Source organism: Thioclava sp. ISO4 (assembly GCF_058105145.1).
The window spans coordinates 3,120,827-3,137,903 of sequence record NZ_CM176571.1 but is presented as its reverse complement, the minus strand read 5'-3'; the positions used below and the strand labels follow the sequence as shown (position 1 = coordinate 3,137,903).

20 protein-coding genes and 1 tRNA gene are annotated in these 17,077 nt (G+C 67.9%); 11 read left to right on the top strand and 10 right to left on the bottom strand.

From position 1 onward, the window contains the following. The first annotated feature begins 14 nt into the window (after positions 1 to 14). On the top strand, positions 15 to 755 hold the full coding sequence (locus AC2TZ7_RS15385; RefSeq protein WP_489864897.1) for a sulfite exporter TauE/SafE family protein: 741 nt from the start codon (positions 15 to 17) through the stop codon (positions 753 to 755). A gap of 16 nt (positions 756 to 771) precedes the next feature. On the opposite strand, the gene AC2TZ7_RS15380 is transcribed toward AC2TZ7_RS15385, so the two are convergent. Together AC2TZ7_RS15380 and AC2TZ7_RS15375 are read right to left on the bottom strand one after the other, a co-directional pair. Then, the gene (locus AC2TZ7_RS15380; protein ID WP_078606190.1) at positions 772 to 1,524 is read right to left on the bottom strand and encodes an SDR family oxidoreductase; all 753 of its coding nucleotides are present in this window, start codon (positions 1,522 to 1,524) and stop codon (positions 772 to 774) included. A 227-nt stretch (positions 1,525 to 1,751) separates the two neighbouring features. Next, positions 1,752 to 2,684 (bottom strand): hydrogen peroxide-inducible genes activator, encoded by a 933-nt coding sequence (locus AC2TZ7_RS15375; RefSeq protein WP_489864896.1) that lies wholly within the window; start codon positions 2,682 to 2,684, stop codon positions 1,752 to 1,754. A gap of 189 nt (positions 2,685 to 2,873) precedes the next feature. Here AC2TZ7_RS15375 and AC2TZ7_RS15370 point away from each other — a divergent pair, with 189 nt between their 5' ends. The 3 genes from AC2TZ7_RS15370 to AC2TZ7_RS15360 all read left to right on the top strand — a co-directional run bounded on the left by AC2TZ7_RS15370 (position 2,874) and on the right by AC2TZ7_RS15360 (position 4,270). After that, entirely contained in the window at positions 2,874 to 3,098 is a 225-nt protein-coding gene (locus AC2TZ7_RS15370) for a DUF465 domain-containing protein (protein WP_489864895.1), read from the top strand. Between the two features lie 62 nt (positions 3,099 to 3,160). Continuing rightward, positions 3,161 to 3,364, top strand: coding sequence for a hypothetical protein (locus tag AC2TZ7_RS15365; RefSeq protein WP_489864894.1), 204 nt, complete (start codon positions 3,161 to 3,163; stop codon positions 3,362 to 3,364). Between the two features lie 78 nt (positions 3,365 to 3,442). Further along, positions 3,443 to 4,270, top strand: coding sequence for a DUF6544 family protein (locus AC2TZ7_RS15360; protein WP_489864893.1), 828 nt, complete (start codon positions 3,443 to 3,445; stop codon positions 4,268 to 4,270). 17 nt (positions 4,271 to 4,287) lie between these two features. Here AC2TZ7_RS15360 and AC2TZ7_RS15355 read toward each other — a convergent pair whose 3' ends face one another. The 6 genes from AC2TZ7_RS15355 to AC2TZ7_RS15330 all read right to left on the bottom strand — a co-directional run bounded on the left by AC2TZ7_RS15355 (position 4,288) and on the right by AC2TZ7_RS15330 (position 9,415). Further along, complete coding sequence (locus tag AC2TZ7_RS15355) at positions 4,288 to 5,121, bottom strand: CPBP family glutamic-type intramembrane protease (RefSeq protein ID WP_489864892.1); 834 nt, start codon at positions 5,119 to 5,121, stop codon at positions 4,288 to 4,290. Between the two features lie 109 nt (positions 5,122 to 5,230). Next, complete coding sequence (locus AC2TZ7_RS15350; RefSeq protein WP_489864891.1) at positions 5,231 to 5,566, bottom strand: DnaJ family domain-containing protein; 336 nt, start codon at positions 5,564 to 5,566, stop codon at positions 5,231 to 5,233. 121 nt (positions 5,567 to 5,687) lie between these two features. Further along, positions 5,688 to 6,467 carry a heme ABC transporter ATP-binding protein gene (locus tag AC2TZ7_RS15345; RefSeq protein WP_489864890.1) on the bottom strand — a complete coding sequence of 260 codons (780 nt, stop codon included), beginning with the start codon at positions 6,465 to 6,467 and terminating at the stop codon, positions 5,688 to 5,690. 2 nt (positions 6,468 to 6,469) lie between these two features. Then, a complete protein-coding gene (locus AC2TZ7_RS15340) occupies positions 6,470 to 7,525 on the bottom strand; it encodes a FecCD family ABC transporter permease (protein WP_489866824.1) in 1,056 nt (351 codons plus the stop codon). A 10-nt stretch (positions 7,526 to 7,535) separates the two neighbouring features. Then, the gene (locus AC2TZ7_RS15335; protein WP_489864889.1) at positions 7,536 to 8,375 is read right to left on the bottom strand and encodes a heme/hemin ABC transporter substrate-binding protein; all 840 of its coding nucleotides are present in this window, start codon (positions 8,373 to 8,375) and stop codon (positions 7,536 to 7,538) included. Continuing rightward, positions 8,372 to 9,415, bottom strand: coding sequence for a hemin-degrading factor (locus tag AC2TZ7_RS15330; RefSeq protein ID WP_489864888.1), 1,044 nt, complete (start codon positions 9,413 to 9,415; stop codon positions 8,372 to 8,374). The genes AC2TZ7_RS15335 and AC2TZ7_RS15330 overlap by 4 nt, the downstream gene beginning before the upstream one ends. A 207-nt stretch (positions 9,416 to 9,622) precedes the next feature. Between AC2TZ7_RS15330 and AC2TZ7_RS15325 the strand changes: the two genes are divergently transcribed. From AC2TZ7_RS15325 to AC2TZ7_RS15295, 7 genes are all read left to right on the top strand, one after another. Further along, entirely contained in the window at positions 9,623 to 11,722 is a 2,100-nt protein-coding gene (locus AC2TZ7_RS15325) for a TonB-dependent receptor domain-containing protein (RefSeq protein ID WP_489864887.1), read from the top strand. Positions 11,723 to 11,796: 74 nt separating this feature from the next. Further along, positions 11,797 to 12,129, top strand: a complete 333-nt coding sequence (locus tag AC2TZ7_RS15320; RefSeq protein WP_489864886.1) for a hypothetical protein — start codon at positions 11,797 to 11,799, stop codon at positions 12,127 to 12,129. Next, positions 12,126 to 12,806 (top strand): MotA/TolQ/ExbB proton channel family protein, encoded by a 681-nt coding sequence (locus tag AC2TZ7_RS15315; protein WP_489864885.1) that lies wholly within the window; start codon positions 12,126 to 12,128, stop codon positions 12,804 to 12,806. Before AC2TZ7_RS15320 ends, AC2TZ7_RS15315 begins: the two co-directional genes overlap by 4 nt. A 1-nt stretch (position 12,807) precedes the next feature. Next, positions 12,808 to 13,182 carry an ExbD/TolR family protein gene (locus AC2TZ7_RS15310; protein ID WP_489864884.1) on the top strand — a complete coding sequence of 125 codons (375 nt, stop codon included), beginning with the start codon at positions 12,808 to 12,810 and terminating at the stop codon, positions 13,180 to 13,182. Then, entirely contained in the window at positions 13,179 to 13,565 is a 387-nt protein-coding gene (locus tag AC2TZ7_RS15305; RefSeq protein WP_489864883.1) for an ExbD/TolR family protein, read from the top strand. The genes AC2TZ7_RS15310 and AC2TZ7_RS15305 overlap by 4 nt, the downstream gene beginning before the upstream one ends. Then, on the top strand, positions 13,562 to 14,398 hold the full coding sequence (locus tag AC2TZ7_RS15300; RefSeq protein ID WP_489864882.1) for an energy transducer TonB: 837 nt from the start codon (positions 13,562 to 13,564) through the stop codon (positions 14,396 to 14,398). The genes AC2TZ7_RS15305 and AC2TZ7_RS15300 overlap by 4 nt, the downstream gene beginning before the upstream one ends. 150 nt (positions 14,399 to 14,548) lie before the next feature. Beyond that, complete coding sequence (locus AC2TZ7_RS15295) at positions 14,549 to 16,168, top strand: Na/Pi cotransporter family protein (protein WP_489864881.1); 1,620 nt, start codon at positions 14,549 to 14,551, stop codon at positions 16,166 to 16,168. A 106-nt stretch (positions 16,169 to 16,274) separates the two neighbouring features. On the opposite strand, the gene AC2TZ7_RS15290 is transcribed toward AC2TZ7_RS15295, so the two are convergent. Further along, a tRNA-Gly gene (locus AC2TZ7_RS15290) sits at positions 16,275 to 16,348 on the bottom strand. A 154-nt stretch (positions 16,349 to 16,502) separates the two neighbouring features. After that, a complete protein-coding gene (locus tag AC2TZ7_RS15285) occupies positions 16,503 to 17,063 on the bottom strand; it encodes a fasciclin domain-containing protein (RefSeq protein WP_489864880.1) in 561 nt (186 codons plus the stop codon). Positions 17,064 to 17,077 lie beyond the last annotated feature (14 nt).

The following is a 17,077-nucleotide window of genomic DNA, read 5'->3' as shown; positions in this document are numbered from 1 at the left end:
TGACGGAGCCGATGATGTTCGACGCCACGACCCTCTATGTGATCCTCGCCGTGGCCTATGCGGCGGTGCTGCGCGGCATGGCGGGGTTCGGCTTTGCGATCGCCGCCGTGCCGATCCTGTCGCTGTTCATCCCGCCTCTGGAGGCGGTCGCGATGGCGGTGCTGTTGCAGGTGGTCGTGGGTCTGCACGATCTGGTGAAGTTGCGCGGGGCTGTGCATCGGCCTTCGCTGCTGCGGCTCTGCGCGGGGTCGCTGATCGGCACGCCGCTGGGGATCTGGGCGCTCAGCGCGCTCAGCCCCGATGCCGCGCGGATGGCGATTGCGGTGCTGGTGCTAGGAGGGCTCGCGATGCTGCTGCGCTACAAGCCCGCGGCGGCGCAGCCGCATTCGGGGCTCGCGCTGCTGGCGGGCGTGGCCTCGGGGGCGTTTTCGGGTCTGGCCGCCATGCCCGGGCCGCCCGCTGTGGTCTATTACCTCGGCGCGGGCACGCCGCCTGCGCAGACGCGCGCCTCATTGCTGCTGTTCTTCTTCGTGGCTGCGGTGATCGCGGTGCCGGGGCTGTGGCTCGCGGGCGCGATTGACGGGGAGGTGCTCTGGCTGACCGCGATTTCCGTGCCGCCGATGGCGCTGGGCACCTGGGCGGGCACGGCGGCTTTCGCGCGGCTCGATCATGCGCAATACCGCAAGATCGCGATTGCGGTGATGGCGATCTCGGCGGTGCTGGCAGGGTGGCGGGGCCTCTCGGTCTATCTGTGATCGGCCCCGCGTAACTTCAGTCGCGGTGGATCTGGAACGGCGCCCAGCTCTGGCTCACCGGCATGATCTCGATCGAGTTGATGTTCACATGCGCGGGCAGGGCGGCGACCCAGTAGATGCTCTCGGCGATATCCTCGGGCTGCAGCGGATCGGCCCCGGCATAGAGCTTGTCATAGGCCGCCTTGTCGCCACCGGTGCGCACGAGGGTGAATTCGCTCTCCGACAGGCCCGGCTCGATCGAGGTCACGCGCACGCCGGTGCCCGACAGGTCCGAGCGCAGCCCGAGCGAGAACTGCTGCACGAAGGCTTTCGTGCCGCCATAGACATTGCCGCCCGGATAGGGCCAGTTCGCCGCGATCGAGGCGAGGTTCACGATCAGCCCCCGGCGCGCGATCAGCCGATCCAGCGTGAGCCGCGTCATCACCGCGAGCCCGGTGATATTGGTGTCGATCATCGCGCGCCAGTCATCCAGATCGCAGTCCTGCGCAGGCGCGGTGCCGCGCGCGAGGCCCGCATTGTTGATCAGCGCATCGATCTGCGCGAAGCCTTCGGGCAGGCTGTCGAGCGCGGCACGCGTCGCCGCCTCGTCGCGAATGTCGAAACACAGGGGATGCGCGACCTCCGGTCCGCCGAGTGCCTCGACCAGCGCGTCGAGCCGTTCCTGACGGCGCCCGGTCACGATGACCTTCCAGCCCTCATGGGCGAAACGGCGGGCGATGGCGTCGCCGAACCCTGCGGTGGCTCCGGTGATGAGGGCGGTTTTGGTCATGAAGGGGCCTTCCTGTCTTGCTGCCTGTCGGGCCGCGCGTCTCGGCGCGGCGGTCGCGGCCAGTCTGTCTTCGTGGTCTGCCGGTGCGACAGGGCCAGTCGGGGATTTCCCATGGGGCCAGTCCTGCGCGCCTGCTCGGCGGTTGCCGCGGCACGATAAGGGCAGGGGGCCGGAACTGCAATTTCACGGACGCGTGACCCCGTCCCGTCTCCTTCGCGCCCCGGCAATCAGCTCTCGGGATGAAGCACCTTGGCGAAGTCTGTGCGCACGACCTCGCGGATCACCTCGGCGAAGACCGGCGGAATGCGCGCGCTGCGCCGGGTCACCAGCCCGATGGAGCGCATCACCCGCCCGCGCCGAAACGGCACGAGGGCGATATCCCGCCCGGCCTGCTCGACCTCCGAATGGGCATAGAGCGCGGGCAGGAGCGTGATGCCCATATTCATCGCAACCATCTGGCGGAGCGCATCGAGGCTGCTGCCCTCGTAATCCTGCCGCAGGGTGGTTTTCATCTCGCGCGCCAGCTCGACAAGCTGGGCATGCAGCGAAAACCCGTTCGACAGAACGAGCAGCGTCTCGCCCGCGAGATCGGTATCCTCGACGTTTGTCTTCTCCGCAAGGCGATGATCCCCGGCGACGGCAAGCTGGAGCGGTTCGCGGAACAGGCGGGTGACGGTGAAATCCGACGAGAGCACCGGCAGCTGCGTCAGGACCAGATCGAGCTGGCCCGCGCGCAGATCGTCGAGCAGGGCGCTCGGCTGCCCGTCTCGGATGAACAGGCGCAGCTCGGGGTGGTCGGCGTGAAGCCGTCGCACCACGCTCGGCAGGAGATAAGGCCCGAATGTCGCGGATGCCCCGAGCCGATAGGTCCCGGCAAGCCCCGCCCGCGTGTGCTCGGCGAGCCCCGCAAGGGCTGCGACCTCGTCGAGAATACCATCGATACGCGCGCGCACCTCGCGCCCGGCAGCGGTCAGCACCGCGCCGCTGCGTCCGCGTTCGACGAGGGCCGCGCCGAGCGTATCTTCGAGATTGACGATCTGCTGGCTCAGCGAGGGCTGGCTGACGCCGACACGTTCGGCCGCTTTGCGAAAGTTTCCGGAATCCGCGAGGGCGCGGAAATATTCGAGTTGGCGCAGGGTCGGCAGGCGCGGTTTATCCATAGGAATTTCCGATCATAACTTCAGGATAGTTAGGATTGAGCTTACCCGGCCGCAACCCCAACTCTGAACTGTCGAGGGGGCCTACAGGGAGCGCGAACGACAGAGGCGGCGGAATGTGTCCCCCCGCCGTCTCCCCGCGAGGGTCCCCCCTCGGCACGAGTGTAACCCAATCTTTACAGGAGTTTAGAGATGAGCCTTTCGGATCGGACCCATGCAGCCATCACGGCCCGTATCGCGGCCCTGCGGGCGCGGCATCGCGACCTCGATGCGCGTGTGGCGCAGGAGCAGAAGCGGGCCTGGCGCGACATGAGCGTTCTGCAACGGCTCAAGCGGCGCCGCCTGCGTCTGAAGGACGAGCTGGGCCGCTACGAGGGGCTGCTGCGGACGCGCGCGCGCCGGCGTCTGCCCGGCTGATCCCGAATTCCCCCTGTCCCCGGCGCCCGCTCGCGTCGGGGCCTTTCGTGAAAGGAGCCCTCATGGCGTCCCGCCCCCGAACCGACCCGTTCTTTCCCTACCGTTTTCTCAAAAGCGCGGAGATTTCCGAGCTGGAAGAGGCGCTTTGCCAGCGGCACACCCGGCGCGCCCCGATCCCGCGCGCGACCGCCTCCGAGGCGTGGTTCGATCTCTTCGATGAGCCGTGCGACCGAGGCGCAGCCGTCAGAGGGAGTGCCCCGCGCTGATCGCTTTATGCTATCATCCGCCTCAGGCGGTGGCGCGTGCCGCGTCGTCGCTTGAGCGTGGAAAGGTAGGGAAACTGCATGGCTCTTTGGGTTCTGGCCATCGTCGCCATCGGTCTTTTCGGCCTTTTCGCAAGGCGACGTCTCGACCTGCGGGCAGACCGGGCCGAGATGGCCCGCCTGAGTGGGTTCCAACCCACCGATCCGCCGCGCTTCTCCGCCGATATGGTCGCCGATATTCCCGAGCCCGCGCGCCGGTTTTTCATCTTCGCCATCGCGGAGGGGACGCCGCTCTACACCGTCGCCCGGCTGGAGATGCAGGGGCAGTTCGGCATGGGCGTCAAATCCGCCCCCGGCTACATGCCGATGCGCGCCACGCAGGTGCTCGCCGCGCCGCAAGGCTTCGTCTGGGCGATGTCGGGCGGCTCCGGCGGGATGCGTCTCAGCGGCTCCGACAGCGCGAAATGGACCCGGTTCTGGATCGCGGGCCTCGCCCCCGTGGCCCGGTTCGGCGGCAGCGCGGATCACAAACGCTCCGCCTTCGGGCGCTACGTGGCTGAGGCGGTGTTCTGGACGCCCGCCGCAGTGTTGCCGGGCCCGAATGTGAGGTGGGAGCCGGTCTCCACGAACATCGCCCGGATGACGATGCGCCATGACCGGCTGGAGCAGTCGGTCGACCTCACCGTCGCCGCGGATGGCCGCCCCGAGCAGGTCAGCTTCCAGCGCTGGAGCAATGCGAACCCGCAAAAGCGCCACCGGCTTCAGCCCTTCGGCGGCTATCTCTCGGAGTTTCTCGAGGTCGAGGGCTTTCGGCTGCCGACCCATGTGGAGGCGGGTAACGACTTCGAGAGTGAGGCCTATTTCCCGTTCTACATCGCCGATGTCACCGACATCCGCTTTCCCAGGTAACAGCGCCTACCCGTGTCTCATGGCCGCACTTCGCCGGGGATCACTTCGGTCACGGCGCCTTCACGCGTGAACATCATGTCGCGCTTCCACCAGACGACGATCGCGGCGACGCCCACTAGAATCCACGTGTCCCAAGGCTGCGCATCCGGCCAGAACGGGTTGATGAGCTGCCAGTGGAACAGCATCGGCAACAGCAGGCTGCCCCGCGCCGCGTTGAAGATCGGCGTGACCAGAACCGCGAGGGTGATATTGCCGATGAAGAAGGGCAGGAAGCTCCATTGCGCGAAGACCACCCCGGCGAGGTAGAAGGCGGGCAGGTGCCAGACACCCCAGATCGCGCCGATCAGCACGCCCGCCCAGAACGGCGCGACATGGCGCTGCAAAAGCGGTTGCGCGACGCCGCGCCAGCCGAATTCCTCGATCGGGCCGAGAAGCAGCATCATGAACATCACGCTGACCATCGCGCCCACGCCCTCGGGCGGCATCGGCGCAAGCAGGGGGCCGCCCTTGATCAGCGAGCCCGCCATGAAGACGAGCGGGATCACGAGCAGGATGAAGCCCCACCACGGCGCGGGGCAGCGCCAGATCAGAAGCCGCGACAGGAACCTGCGCAAGCCGCCAATCCCGGCGGAGGCCACGACCAGCGTGAAGGCCGCGATGGCCGGGGCCCAGGTGGCCAGAAAGAAGAGCGGGTGGGAGCCGCTGATCTGGCCGAACCGCGCGGCCATGGCGTCAGGCCAGAAGATGTAGCTGCCGATCACGCCCCAGGTGATCGCGAAGGTCAGCGCGAGAAAGGCGAGCAGGGCGCGCGCCGTTGATGTCGGGGTCGGGTGTTCGCGTGCAGCAGACATTGGGATGACCTTGGAGCGTGACGTCAGGAAACGCGTCACCGTCACTCTTTTTCGCGCGGATTTCCTTGTTCTGGGTCAAGCGGATCGAGCCTCGAACGCTCGCCACCGGCTAAGGGGCCATGAACCGCCGCCGCGCCTCCACCGCGATGTTGTAGCGCTGCTCCAGATCGGCGATCAGCGCCATCGCGACGCGCTTGGCATCGTCTCCCTCCGCCTCCCGGTAGCTCTCTATGGCGGCCTCCAGCAGCTTCTTGAGCTTGAACTCCTCGGGCAGCGCGCCGGCTTCGGCCATGATGCGCGACGCCACGGCCGTCGCCATATCGGTGAACGCCTCGCCCGAGCGATCCGGAAGCGGCTTGCCCTCGCCGGAAAGCCCGCTCAACTGTCCCTCCGCGAGAGCCTTCTGAATTTGCCGCTCGACGAGGCGGTTCAAGGATTGGGTCATGCCGTGGTCCTGCCTGATCCGGCGCCGCGCGCGATGCGGCGCCCACGCGAGCATAGCGCGCTTGTGGCGGTGCGAATACTCGGACTTCTGTGCGAAACGGATGATAGGGCGGCGCGCGGGTTCAGGCTGGTCGCGCGAATTGCGGCAGAACCCAAAGCCCGTCCGAGGCCGCCGCGCCCACCTGCAACTCGCATCCATAGGTGCGACTGAGGACCGGCCCGCGCATCACTGCCTCGGGCGGCCCATGCGCCTCGATCCGGCCCTCGCGTATCAGCACCATCTCGTCCGCCAACTGCGCCGAGAGGTTGAGGTCATGCATCACCGCGACCACGCCGCCGCCCGCATCGGCGAAGCGGCGCAGGATCGCCATCACCTCGAGCTGATGCGCGATATCGAGGCTCGCCACCGGCTCGTCGACCAGAAGCCAGCGGGGGCCCGCGTGGCTGACCGGTTGCCAGACCTGCGCCCGGACCCGCGCCAGATGGGCGCGCGCCTGCTGGCCGCCCGAGAGCGACTGGATCGGGCGATGGGCCAGATCGCTCAGCCCGACCTCGGCCAAAGCGGCGGCCACGATTTCGGGGTGATCGGCCTCGATCCCGGCATGCAGCCCCATCCCCACGACCTCGGCCACGGTGAAAGGAAAGGCGACGCTATTGGATTGCTCCAGCACCGCGCGCAGCGCGGCCAGCCGCCAGGCGGGCGTCTTCGCGATCTCATGGCCTTGCAGCGTGATCCGCCCGCGATAGGGCAGCGCCCCCGAGGCCGCTTGCACCAGCGTGGATTTGCCCGAGCCGTTCGGGCCGAGGATCACGGTCACCGCCCCCGGTTTGGCGGTCAGCGAGAGGCCCTGCAACACGTCGCTACGCCCCCGCGCGACATGCAGATCGGAAATCTCCAGCATGTTCAGACCCCTCCCAATCCCTGACGGCGGATCAGGATCCACAGGAAGACCGGCGCGCCCAGAATGGCGGTGACGATCCCGATGGGCAGTTCCGCAGGTGCGACCACCAGCCGCGCGATCAGATCGGCCAGCACCAGAAGCGCCGCGCCGAGGAGAGCCGCATCCACCAGCAGCGTCTTGTGATCCGGCCCGCCCGCGATGCGCAGCAGATGCGGCACCACGATGCCCACGAAACCGATCCCGCCCGCCATCGCGACCGCCGCCCCCGCCAGCGCCGCGACGCCGATCACCGCGCGATGTTTGAGCCGCTCGATATCGTGGCCCATATGCGCCGCCGTCGCCTCGCCCAGTGCCAGCGCGTTTAGCCCGCGTGCGAGGCGCGGCACGAGGATCAGCGCAGGCCCGATCAGCAGCCCGCCCACGAGCAGCTTCATATCGCTCGCGCCAGCCAGCGAGCCCATGCCCCAAAAGGTCAGATCGCGCAGCTGCGTGTCATCGGCGAGATAGGTCAGGATGCCGGTCAGTGCGCCCGCCAGCGCGGCCAGCGCGATCCCGGCCAGAAGCAGCGTCGCGATGGAGACCTGACCGCCCCGGCTGGCAACCCGATAGAGCAGCAGCGTGGCCGTCCACGCCCCGCCGAAGGCCGCAACCGGCACCAGCCATGTGCCGAAGAAGGCGGCAATGGCGGCGGGGAGAAAGCCGCTCAGCACGATCATCGCGACGGCGCCGAGGCCCGCGCCCGCGCCGACGCCGATGATGCCGGGATCGGCGAGAGGGTTGCGAAACAGCCCCTGCATCACCGCGCCCGCCACTGCGAGCGCCGCCCCGACCATCAGCCCCATCACCAGCCGCGGCAGCCTAATGTCGAGCAGCACCACCCGGTCGCGGGTCGAGATTTCCGCGCCCGTCAGCCACTGGCCCAGAACCTGCGGCAGCGAGACCCCCGCCGCCCCGGTCCCGAGCGACAGGGTCGCCGCGATCACCAGCAAGGCGATCAGCCCGAGCCGCAGCGGCGCGCAGGGGCTGCGAATGGCGTCGGGCAGGGCGAGGGAGGTCATCGCCATCGCCTCAGCCCTCCGCCTCGGGATAAAGCGCGGCATGCAGAGCTTGCGCGGCCTGCGGCGTGCGCGGTCCGAAGCCCAGAAGCAGCATCCCGTCCATCGCGACCAGCGCGCCCTTTCTGGCCGCGCGGGTCTGCCCCAGCGCAGGATGGGTAAGGATATCTCGCTCGGTCACCGCCATCTCGCCCTCGCGATCCATCGTCAGAATCACATCCGGATCGGCGGCGAGGATCGCTTCGTCGGTGACGGGCTTGTATCCGGCGAAGCCTGTCGCGGCATTCACCCCGCCCGCAAGCTCGATGATCGCCTCCGCCGAGGAGCCTTCGCCGCCTGCCATGACGCGGCCGTTCTGCAGGGACAGCACGAAGAGCACCCGCTTGGGCGTGGCGACAGCGCCCGCCGATTTGCGCACCGTGTCCATCTCGGCGTCGAACCTTGCGGTCAGTCGCTCCGTCGCCTCTTCGCGATCAAGCGCGGCGCCCACGACCGCGATCTTCTCGCGCACGCCCTGCACGCTGGGATCGCCCGGCAGCGCGACGAAATCGACGCCCGCCGCCTTCAGCGTCTCGACTGCCTCGGGCGGCCCTGCCGTGGCTTCGGCGAGGATCAGGTCGGGGTCGAGCGCCAGCACGCCTTCCGCCGAGAGCGCGCGGACATAGCCCACATCGGGCAGCTCGGTGATGGTCGCGGGATATTGCGAGGTGGTGTCGCGCGCGACGAGCCGGTCTTGCGCGCCAAGCGCCGCGACGATCTCGGTCACGGCCCCGCCGAGCGAGATCACGCGGGCGGGCTCTGCCAGTGCGGGTCCGGCGGTGAGAAGGGCTGCGATCAGGGCAAGGCGCTTCATGCCTGCCCCTCCCGGCGCGGCAATGCGCGGATCGTCGCGTTGAACGCCTCGACGCCGCCATCCTTGCGCGAGGCGAAGATCTGCGTGATCAGCGCGCCGTGCTTGTCGAAGGCCTCGAGACTGAGCGCGGGGCCGTTCTTCGTCGGCTTGTCGACCAGCCAGACCTCGGCGATGTGATCGCCGCGCAGATGCAGGTTGAAGCGCGGGTCGAGCACGTTGATCCACGGGCCCATCGGCTTCACCGTCTCGATCGTGCCGCCATGGATCTCGATGCAGCCCGCATTGCCGACGAAGATCATCAGCGGCGTCTGATCAGTAGCGCAGCGATTGAGCAGCGCCTCGACCGCATCGGGGGACATCTCGGTCGCATAGGGCGCGCCCGCGATGCGGTAGGCCCCGAGCCGGTTCATCTTCAGCTTCGAGACCAGCCGCAGGAACTGATGCGTGTCGGTCAGCTTGTCCCATTCCGCGCGCAGGGTCTCCGCCTTCTCAGGCAGCGATTTCGCGGCCTCGACCTGAGCGCGGGGCGCAAGGTCGAGCTGGTCCGACTGTTCGGGCAGGCGCAGCTCTGCGACGAGCGCGTGGAAGGCCGCCACGTCGCTCTCGGGTTTCAGATGCACCTTGTGGATCGCATCGCCCGCCCGGTCGAACACCTGGATCGAGCGTTTCTCGCCATCCTCCAGCGCGAAGGCATGGGCCCAGTGCTGCGCGAAAAGACGCAGGTCGATCTCCTTGCCGAGCACCATCTGCGCATGCGCGCCCGAGTGATAGTCTTCGTAAGTGCCGCGCCGCTCGATCACGCAGCTCTCGTTGCGGGTCAGCGCCATCACGTCGCCAAGCGCGGTCAGGCGCGGCATGATCGCATCGGGATGGGCTTCGATTGCGGTGGCGGTCGTGCCGATCTGGGCGGCGACCAGTTCGGCCTCCGCGATGCCATGCTGCGAGGCGAAATCGCGCGCGCGCATCTCGGGGCGCTCGGCGCGGAGCGCGCGGATACCTTCGGGGGAAAGCTGTTGGGGCAGGGTGCCGTCTGCGGGCATGGGGAGTCCTCTCGTCGTTTTCGCAAGGGGCGCGAATCTGGCGAGAGGGCGAAGCCTCGGGCTGGGCGCGGATGGGATCAAATATATCTCAGGAATATACTTGACTACTTTTGTCGGATTCTCTAGCTGGTCAAATCATCGAAATCAAGACAGTTTCTGCGCTGCCAGCGTCACGCCAGCCCCATGCAGACCACGAAGGGGACAATCATGGCTACGACGCCTCGCGCCGCGCGGATGCGGCTTTTCACGACAGTTACCAGCCTCGCGCTGATCGCCGCCGCAGGTCCGGTACTCGCACAGCAGAGCGGGACCGATGACGGCTACACGATGCTGGGCCGCCTGATCTATGGCTGGGGTACGCCGAAAGTGGCGATCGACACGCCACAGGCGGTGACGGTGATCGACCAGCAGGACCTCGACGAGGAACAGCCGCGCACGATGGGCGATCTGTTTGCCGATGTGCCGGGCGTGCAGGCGGCGGGCGCTTCGGCGCGGATGCTGGGGCAGGCCTTCAACATCCGCGGCATCGGCAATGCCGAGCAGACCGGCAGCCAGAACCGCATCATCATCACCGTCGACGGCGCGGTGAAATTTTTCGAGCAATATCGCACCGGCTCCTTCTTCGGCGATCCCGAGCTTTACAAGCGTGTCGAAGTGCTGCGCGGTCCGGCCTCGTCCACGATGTATGGCTCGGGCGCGATCGGCGGCGTGGTGAATTTCACCACCAAGGACGCCACCGATTTCATCCCCGCGGGGCAGACCGGCGCGGTGCGGCTCAAGGGCGCTTATGACAGCAATGGCGACGGCAAGATCGGCACGCTCACCTATGCCCAGAAGCTGGGCGAAGATGCGGATATGCTGTTCAGCTATTCGCAGGGCTCGTCCGACGACATGGAAGACGGTGCGGGCGAGACGATCCCGGCCACCGCAGGCGATCGCTGGTCGGCGCTGCTGAAGTCGAACTACTATTTCGGCGAGAACCGCGATCAGCGCCTGACGTTTTCCGCCTCGCGCACCGATAGCGACCTGAAGGATGCGGCTGTCGCGCAGACCGGCGGGTCGCTGGCCTCGGCTTTCGGCACCTCGGATCTGCATGCGATCGACGACACGCTCAGCCTGACCTACGCGAATGAGGGCGTGGGCAACCCGTGGCTCGATCTCGAAGCGCAGCTGAGCTACTCGAAAACCTCGACGGAGCGGGACAATTTCTCGCTCGGGATGATGTGTTCGGCGGGCCGTTTCTCGGTGCTCTGCCCGAATACGGCGAGCTATGAGACCACCGCGCTCAAGCTCGAGAACACTGTCGAGATGTCGCGCGGCGCGTGGGAGAATTACCTCACCTTCGGCACGCAGCTCTCGCATCAGAACCGCTACGCGAATTCCTCGGTGGGCGAGCCCGCCTTCCACCCCGGCGGCACCGAGGACAAGCTGGGCCTCTACGTGCAGGGCGAATTCGTCTGGAACGACAAGCTGACGATCACGCCGGGCCTGCGCGTGGACCGGGCATGGCTCTCGCCCGATGCGGCGGCGGCAGCGCAAGGCGGCACCGATCAGGACGGCACGGCGATCTCGCCCAAGATCGCGGCGCTCTATCAGTTCAACGACACTTGGGGCGTCTTCGGCTCGCTCGCGCGCACCGAGCGGATGCCGACGCTGGACGAGCTCTATCAGACCGACGGGATCGGGGCGGCGGGCCGCACCGCGAGCCTCAATCTCGACAAGGAGAAAGCCACCACCGTCGAGCTGGGCGTGACCTATCAGACCTCGGGCCTCATCTCGGAAGGCGACAGCCTTTCCGCCAAAGCCACGCTGTTCCACAACGACCTGACCGATCTGATCGCGGCCAACCCCTCCGGCTCGGTCGGCGTGCCCTATTTCCGCAATGTCGATTCCGCGAAAATCTGGGGCGGCGAGATCGAGGCGTCCTACGAGGCCGATCGCTGGTTCGGGCAGCTCGCCTATTCCAAAGTGAAGTCGAAAGACGAGGCGACGGGCCAGACCCTCACCGACACGCCCGCCGAGAATATCGCGCTGACGCTGGGGGCGAAATTCCCCGGTCAGGGCGTGCGCGCGGGCTGGCGCGTGCAGGGCTTCAGCGGGATCGAGACGGCGTCCACCTCGACCTCCGCGCCGGGCTACGCCACGCATGATCTGTTCGTCAGCTGGCAGCCCGAACGGCTCGCCGGGATCGAGGTGAACCTGACGGTCGAGAACGTCTTCGACCGCGCGTATCGCAACAACCTCTCGCTCGACAACGCGCCGGGCCGGAACGTGAAACTCTCTGTCGCCAAGGCCTTCACATGGTGAGGGCGGCGCTTCTGACACTGCTTTGCGCGTGCCTCCCTCATGGCATCTCCGCGCAGGGCGCGCCCCGGCTCAGCTTGACGCTGGCCGGGGCAACCGAGGCCGAAAACGCCTGCCGGTTGAGTCTTCTGGCCGAGAACGGGCTGGGGAGCGATCTCGACGCGCTGGTGGTGGAGGCCGTGATCTTCACCCGCGCGGGCGCGGTCGAGCGGCTGTTGCTCCTCGATTTCCGCGACCTGCCCGCGGGCAAACCCCGCGTGCGGCAATTCGATCTGGCCGGGCTGCGCTGCGAGGCGCTTGGCCAGATCCTGATCAATGGCGTCGAGACCTGCGAGGGCGCGGACGAGGCGGCCTGCGCGGACGCTCTGGAAACCGGCTCGCGCGTCGACGGAACGGAGGTGACGGGATGATCTCTATTGCGGCAATCCAACAGGGTTTGAACGATTTCGTGGCGCTCGGCGGCTGGGTCGTGGCGCTCCTGCTGTGTGTTTCGGTGATCGCCGGGGCGGCGGTGCTGTGGAAGCTCTGGCATCTGGCGAGCCTGCGGATCGGGGCTCACGCGCGGTTGGAGGCCGCGCTCGATCTGTGGCAGGCGGGCCAGCGCGGGGCGGCGCGCCAGAGCCTCGCGCAAGCTCGTGGCCCGCTGGTGGAACTGACCCGCCGCGCGATGGCGGCGCCCGAGCCGCAGGCGCTGCGGACCCGCTTGCAGACCGAGACCGAAATCCAAGCCGCCCGCAGCGAGGCGGGGATGCGACTGCTGGATGCCATCGCGCAGACCGCGCCGCTTCTGGGCCTGTTCGGTACGGTTCTGGGCATGATCGAAGCCTTCCAGACCCTGCAGAGCGCAGGCGCTTCGGTCGATCCGGCGCAGCTTGCGGGCGGCATCTGGGTCGCGCTTCTGACCACCGCGCTCGGCCTCGGGATCGCGATGCCGGTCTCGCTGTTTCTCTCCTTCGTCGAGAGCCGCATCGCCCGTGAAAGCCAAACTGCGGCGCTGATGATCGAGGCGCTCTGCGGCCCCGCGCTGCCCGAGAGCGCACCTGCCCGGGCCGAACTCAATCGCACCGTGCAAACCGCCGGGGAATGACATGCGCAAGCCGCTTCGCCGCCGCAGCCTGTCGATGACCTCGCTGATCGACGTGATCTTCCTGCTGCTGATGTTCTTCATGCTGGCCTCGAGCTTTTCGCGCATGACCGAACTGCCGATCGCGGCGCGCGGGGCGGGGGGCGCGGCTGCGACCGAGAGCAAGCTGGCTTTCCTCAAGCTCGGACCCGAGCGGCTCAGCCTGAACGGCGAACCGCTGGACTTGGAAGCGCTGGAAGAGACCTTGAGGGATGACTTCGCACAGACCCCGCCGCGCCTGCTGGTCAGCCTCGAGCCTGACACGTCGAGCCAGCGGCTGGCCGATCTGCTGGTGCGGCTGCGCGCGGTGCCGGGGCTGCAGGCGGAGGTGCTGGGATGAGCACGCGTTTCACCCGCCGGCGGAGCGAGCCGATCCTGACCCTGATCAACGTGGTCTTCCTGCTGCTGGCCTTCTTCCTCGTGGCCGGCACGCTCGCCGCGCGCCCGCCCGCCGATCTGCAGCTTGTCACTTTGCCGGAAGGCGCTCGCGCGCCCGAGCCGGGCCGGGTGGCGCTGAATGCGCAGGGCGAGATTCTCTGGCCCGAGGGCGTCGCGGATGCGGCCGCCTTCATCGCGCAGCTTCCGCCCGAGGCAGGCGGCGTGGCCCGCATCCTGCCCGATCGCGCAGCCCCCGCACCCGCGCTCGTGGCGCTGGCCCGCGATCTCAGCGCGGCGGGGGCGCAGGGTATCCGCCTCGTGGCCGAACGGGGAGAGACGCCATGAACCGGGGCGCGCTCATCGCCTGCGCGGCGCTTGCGGTCTCGGCCGGGCTGCACGCGCTGGGGCTGGCGCAGACGCCCGTCGCCGCGCCGGAGCTGCCGCCCGCAGGCGGGCAGGCCGCGCAGGAGGCGCCGCTTCTGGGCAATGATTTCGCCGATCTCGCGGCCGGGCGGACCACGCCGGTTGTGCCGGAGCGCGCCGAACCGATTGCCCGAGAGGCCACGCGCCCGGTGCAGCCGGAGACGCCCGCAATGCCCAATGCGGCACCCCCGTCCGCGCCCACAGCGCCGGACCGCCTCGCCGCCGTCGCCCCCACGCGCGAGACCCTGCGCGCCCAGAGCACGCTCGCCCCGCAGCAAAGTCAGCGCCCCGAGGCGCGCCCCGAACGCCCCGCGCCGCAGCGGGCCACCAAGCCGCGCAGGCAGGCGCAAAGCGAAGCGAAACCAGCCCCCCCAAGCAACGCGGGAAATGCCGCCCGCGACGCCCGGCGCGGCACCTCGCATGGCGCGGCCAAGGCGCGCAACACCGCCGATAAAGGCCAGCCCGCCAAGGCCCCCAGCGCGGCCCGGTCCGGCCAATCGCCCCGGCAATACGCGGCCTCGGTGATCCGCAAAATCCAGTCCACGCCGAAGCGACGCGGGCAGGGCCGGGGGCGCGCCGTGGTCGGCTTCGTGATCTCCGCGAACGGGCGGCTGAGCACGGTGCGCATCCTGCGCGGCTCCGGCTCCTCGGGGCTCGATGCGGCAGCGCTCGACCACGTCCGCCGCGCCGCGCCGTTCCCGCCCCCGCCGAAGCCGGGAATGAAGTTCTCCTTCGAATTCATCGCCCGCGGCTAGGCTGTCATCCTCAAACGGCCCGGAGGGCTGATCGCACAGGGCAGACAAAACCGGTTTCATCTGGTAAAACAGGGCTTTGCACGGCGTTCTTGCCAGCGCTTGAATTCCGTATCGCATGGTCGCATTCTCGACGGCGAAGGGTGGAGAACCATGTCGGAGACACTGTCGGCACTGGGCGGAATCGGGTTGTTCCTGCTCGGCATGAAGATAATGACCGAGGCGCTGCGCGAAGCGGCAGGCGCGAACCTGCGCCGCCTGCTGGCACGGTTCACCACCACGCCGCTCAAGGGTGTGGCGAGCGGCTTGGTCACGACGGCAGTGATCCAGTCTTCCTCAGCGACCACGGTGATGACGGTCGGCTTCGTCGGCGCGGGGCTGCTGAGCTTCACGCAGGCGCTCGGCGTGATCTACGGCGCCAATATCGGCACCACCGTCACCGGCTGGATCGTGTCGCTGGTGGGCTTCAAGTTGAAGCTCGGCGCGGTGGCCATGGGGCTGTTGTTCTTCGCGAGCCTGACGCTGTTTCTCTCGCATGGTCGTGCGGCGCGCATCGGGCGCGTGCTTGCGGGCTTCTGCCTGCTCTTCATCGGGCTCGACATGATGCAGCAGGGCATGTCGGGGGCGGCGGACTGGATCACGGTGGAGCGCATCCCCGGTACCGGAGTGGGCGGCTTGCTCGCGATGGCGGCGCTGGGGCTCGCGGTCACGGTGGTGATGCAATCCTCCTCGGCGGCGATCGCGGTGGTTCTGGTGCTGGTCAGCAACGACGCGCTGCCGCTGATCCAGGCTGCGGCGGCGGTGATCGGGATGAACCTCGGCACCACCTTCACTGCGCTGATCGCCGCTTTCGGGGGATCGCGGGCGATGCAGCAGACGGCGATTGCGAACCTGCTGTTCAACTGCGGGACGATGGTGATCGCCTTTCCCCTGCTACAGCTGATCGCGGGCCCGCTGGAGGCGCTTGCCGCACGCACCGGGGTGGATACCGCGCTGGTGCTGTTTCACACCGGGTTCAACCTGCTGGGGACGCTCGCCTTTCTGCCCGTCACGCGCCAATTCGCGACGCTCGTCGCCAAACTGCGCCCCGATCTGGGCGGGCGCGCACCGCCGGAACTCGACCGCCACCTGCTGAGCGACGAGGGCGCGGCGATGCAATCCGCCCATGCGATGGTGATCTGGGCCGCGCGCGAGGTCTTCTCGGCCTATTCGCTGGCCATCGGCCCCGCGCGCGATCTGCGGCGGATGTCGGCATTGGGCCCGCGGGTCGGGATCGCGCTCGATGAGCTGAAGGATTACATGGCGCAGATTTCGGTCCCGCGCGACAAGCCCACCGAGGCCGCCGCCTTCGCAGCCCTGATGCATCAGGCCGACCATCTGATGCGGCTGGTGGAGCAGGCCGAACCTCGCGGCTATATCGCGATCCTTCTGCGCGGAAAGATCACGCCGCGGCCCGCGCAATGGTTCGCCGCCTGCCTGTCGCCTGACCGTCCGCTCGATCTGCCGCAGATCGGGGCGCGCATGGCGCTGATGGCCGCGCCGGTCGCCCATCGCTTCGCGCGGCACCGGCGCGGGCTTCTGCTTGGCGAGCATGTCGGGCTTTATACGATGCAGGAGACGTTTCAGGCGACCGATGCGATGCGCTGGTTCACGCGGATCATGCATAACGTGCAGCGCGTCGGGGAATATGAGCGCGAGGTTCAGAGCAATCTGGGCCATGAGGCCGTCTCCGCCCCCGAGGCCGCGCCGCCGCCTGCCGCCGAACTCGCCTGACGAGGTCCCGAAGCGGGGCGACTTGGTTCGCTCATGCGGCATGGGTCGCGCGCTATGGGCGACGATATTCCCGCTGCGAAACAGTCTCTTACGATTTCGGGGAGCTTGGAGCGGGTAGCGGGAATCGAACCCGCGCGTTCAGCTTGGGAAGCTGACAGGCTACCATTACATCATACCCGCATGGTGCGAGCGCAGAGGTATTCCAGCCGAAAGCCACGGTCAAGAGGGATCGCGCGCGTCCTCGGGCCCGCTCACAAAAAAGCGCCCGGCGAGGAGGACCTCACCGGACGCCAGGCGCCGCGCAAAATTTAGGGAGACGAGGCGCGGGGTCGATTTACATCTTCGGCTGAAGCACGGTGTTGATCACGTGGACCATGCCGTTCTTCTGCTTCACATCGGCGGTCTGAACCGTCGCGACATCGCCTTTCGGGTCCTTCAGCATCACCATGCCGTCCTTGACCATCGCGGTCAGATCACAGCCGCCGAGCGTCTTGATCGTCGCCATGCCGTTGCCGCGCTTGACGGTCGCCATGATGTTCTCGGCGGTGATCACGCCCTTGGCGACGTGACAGGTCAGGATATGCGTCAGCATCTCCTTGTTCTCCGGCTTCACCAGCGTGTCCACGGTGCCCGCGGGCAGCTTGTCGAAGGCCGCGTTGGTCGGCGCGAAGACGGTGAACGGGCCGGGGCCTGCCAGCGTGTCGACGAGGCCCGCCGCTTTCACCGCTGCGACCAGCGTGGTCAGGTTCGGAGCGGCCGAGGCGTTCGCCGCAATGGGCTTGCTCTCATACATTTTCGCGCCACCGACCATCGGGTTTGCCAGCGCGGGCAGGGCGAGGCCCAGCGTTGCGGCTGCGGTGAGCGATGCGGCGAATGCACGGAATTTCATAGACATAAGGATTTTCCTCC

Coding starts and splice junctions, on each gene's coding strand:
- AC2TZ7_RS15385 (WP_489864897.1), top strand. CDS start 15: ATGTTCGACGCCACGACCCTCTATGTGATCCTCGCCGTGGCCTATGCG.
- AC2TZ7_RS15380 (WP_078606190.1), bottom strand. CDS start 1,524: ATGACCAAAACCGCCCTCATCACCGGAGCCACCGCAGGGTTCGGCGAC.
- AC2TZ7_RS15375 (WP_489864896.1), bottom strand. CDS start 2,684: ATGGATAAACCGCGCCTGCCGACCCTGCGCCAACTCGAATATTTCCGC.
- AC2TZ7_RS15370 (WP_489864895.1), top strand. CDS start 2,874: ATGAGCCTTTCGGATCGGACCCATGCAGCCATCACGGCCCGTATCGCG.
- AC2TZ7_RS15365 (WP_489864894.1), top strand. CDS start 3,161: ATGGCGTCCCGCCCCCGAACCGACCCGTTCTTTCCCTACCGTTTTCTC.
- AC2TZ7_RS15360 (WP_489864893.1), top strand. CDS start 3,443: ATGGCTCTTTGGGTTCTGGCCATCGTCGCCATCGGTCTTTTCGGCCTT.
- AC2TZ7_RS15355 (WP_489864892.1), bottom strand. CDS start 5,121: ATGTCTGCTGCACGCGAACACCCGACCCCGACATCAACGGCGCGCGCC.
- AC2TZ7_RS15350 (WP_489864891.1), bottom strand. CDS start 5,566: ATGACCCAATCCTTGAACCGCCTCGTCGAGCGGCAAATTCAGAAGGCT.
- AC2TZ7_RS15345 (WP_489864890.1), bottom strand. CDS start 6,467: ATGCTGGAGATTTCCGATCTGCATGTCGCGCGGGGGCGTAGCGACGTG.
- AC2TZ7_RS15340 (WP_489866824.1), bottom strand. CDS start 7,525: ATGACCTCCCTCGCCCTGCCCGACGCCATTCGCAGCCCCTGCGCGCCG.
- AC2TZ7_RS15335 (WP_489864889.1), bottom strand. CDS start 8,375: ATGAAGCGCCTTGCCCTGATCGCAGCCCTTCTCACCGCCGGACCCGCA.
- AC2TZ7_RS15330 (WP_489864888.1), bottom strand. CDS start 9,415: ATGCCCGCAGACGGCACCCTGCCCCAACAGCTTTCCCCCGAAGGTATC.
- AC2TZ7_RS15325 (WP_489864887.1), top strand. CDS start 9,623: ATGGCTACGACGCCTCGCGCCGCGCGGATGCGGCTTTTCACGACAGTT.
- AC2TZ7_RS15315 (WP_489864885.1), top strand. CDS start 12,126: ATGATCTCTATTGCGGCAATCCAACAGGGTTTGAACGATTTCGTGGCG.
- AC2TZ7_RS15310 (WP_489864884.1), top strand. CDS start 12,808: ATGCGCAAGCCGCTTCGCCGCCGCAGCCTGTCGATGACCTCGCTGATC.
- AC2TZ7_RS15305 (WP_489864883.1), top strand. CDS start 13,179: ATGAGCACGCGTTTCACCCGCCGGCGGAGCGAGCCGATCCTGACCCTG.
- AC2TZ7_RS15300 (WP_489864882.1), top strand. CDS start 13,562: ATGAACCGGGGCGCGCTCATCGCCTGCGCGGCGCTTGCGGTCTCGGCC.
- AC2TZ7_RS15295 (WP_489864881.1), top strand. CDS start 14,549: ATGTCGGAGACACTGTCGGCACTGGGCGGAATCGGGTTGTTCCTGCTC.
- AC2TZ7_RS15285 (WP_489864880.1), bottom strand. CDS start 17,063: ATGTCTATGAAATTCCGTGCATTCGCCGCATCGCTCACCGCAGCCGCA.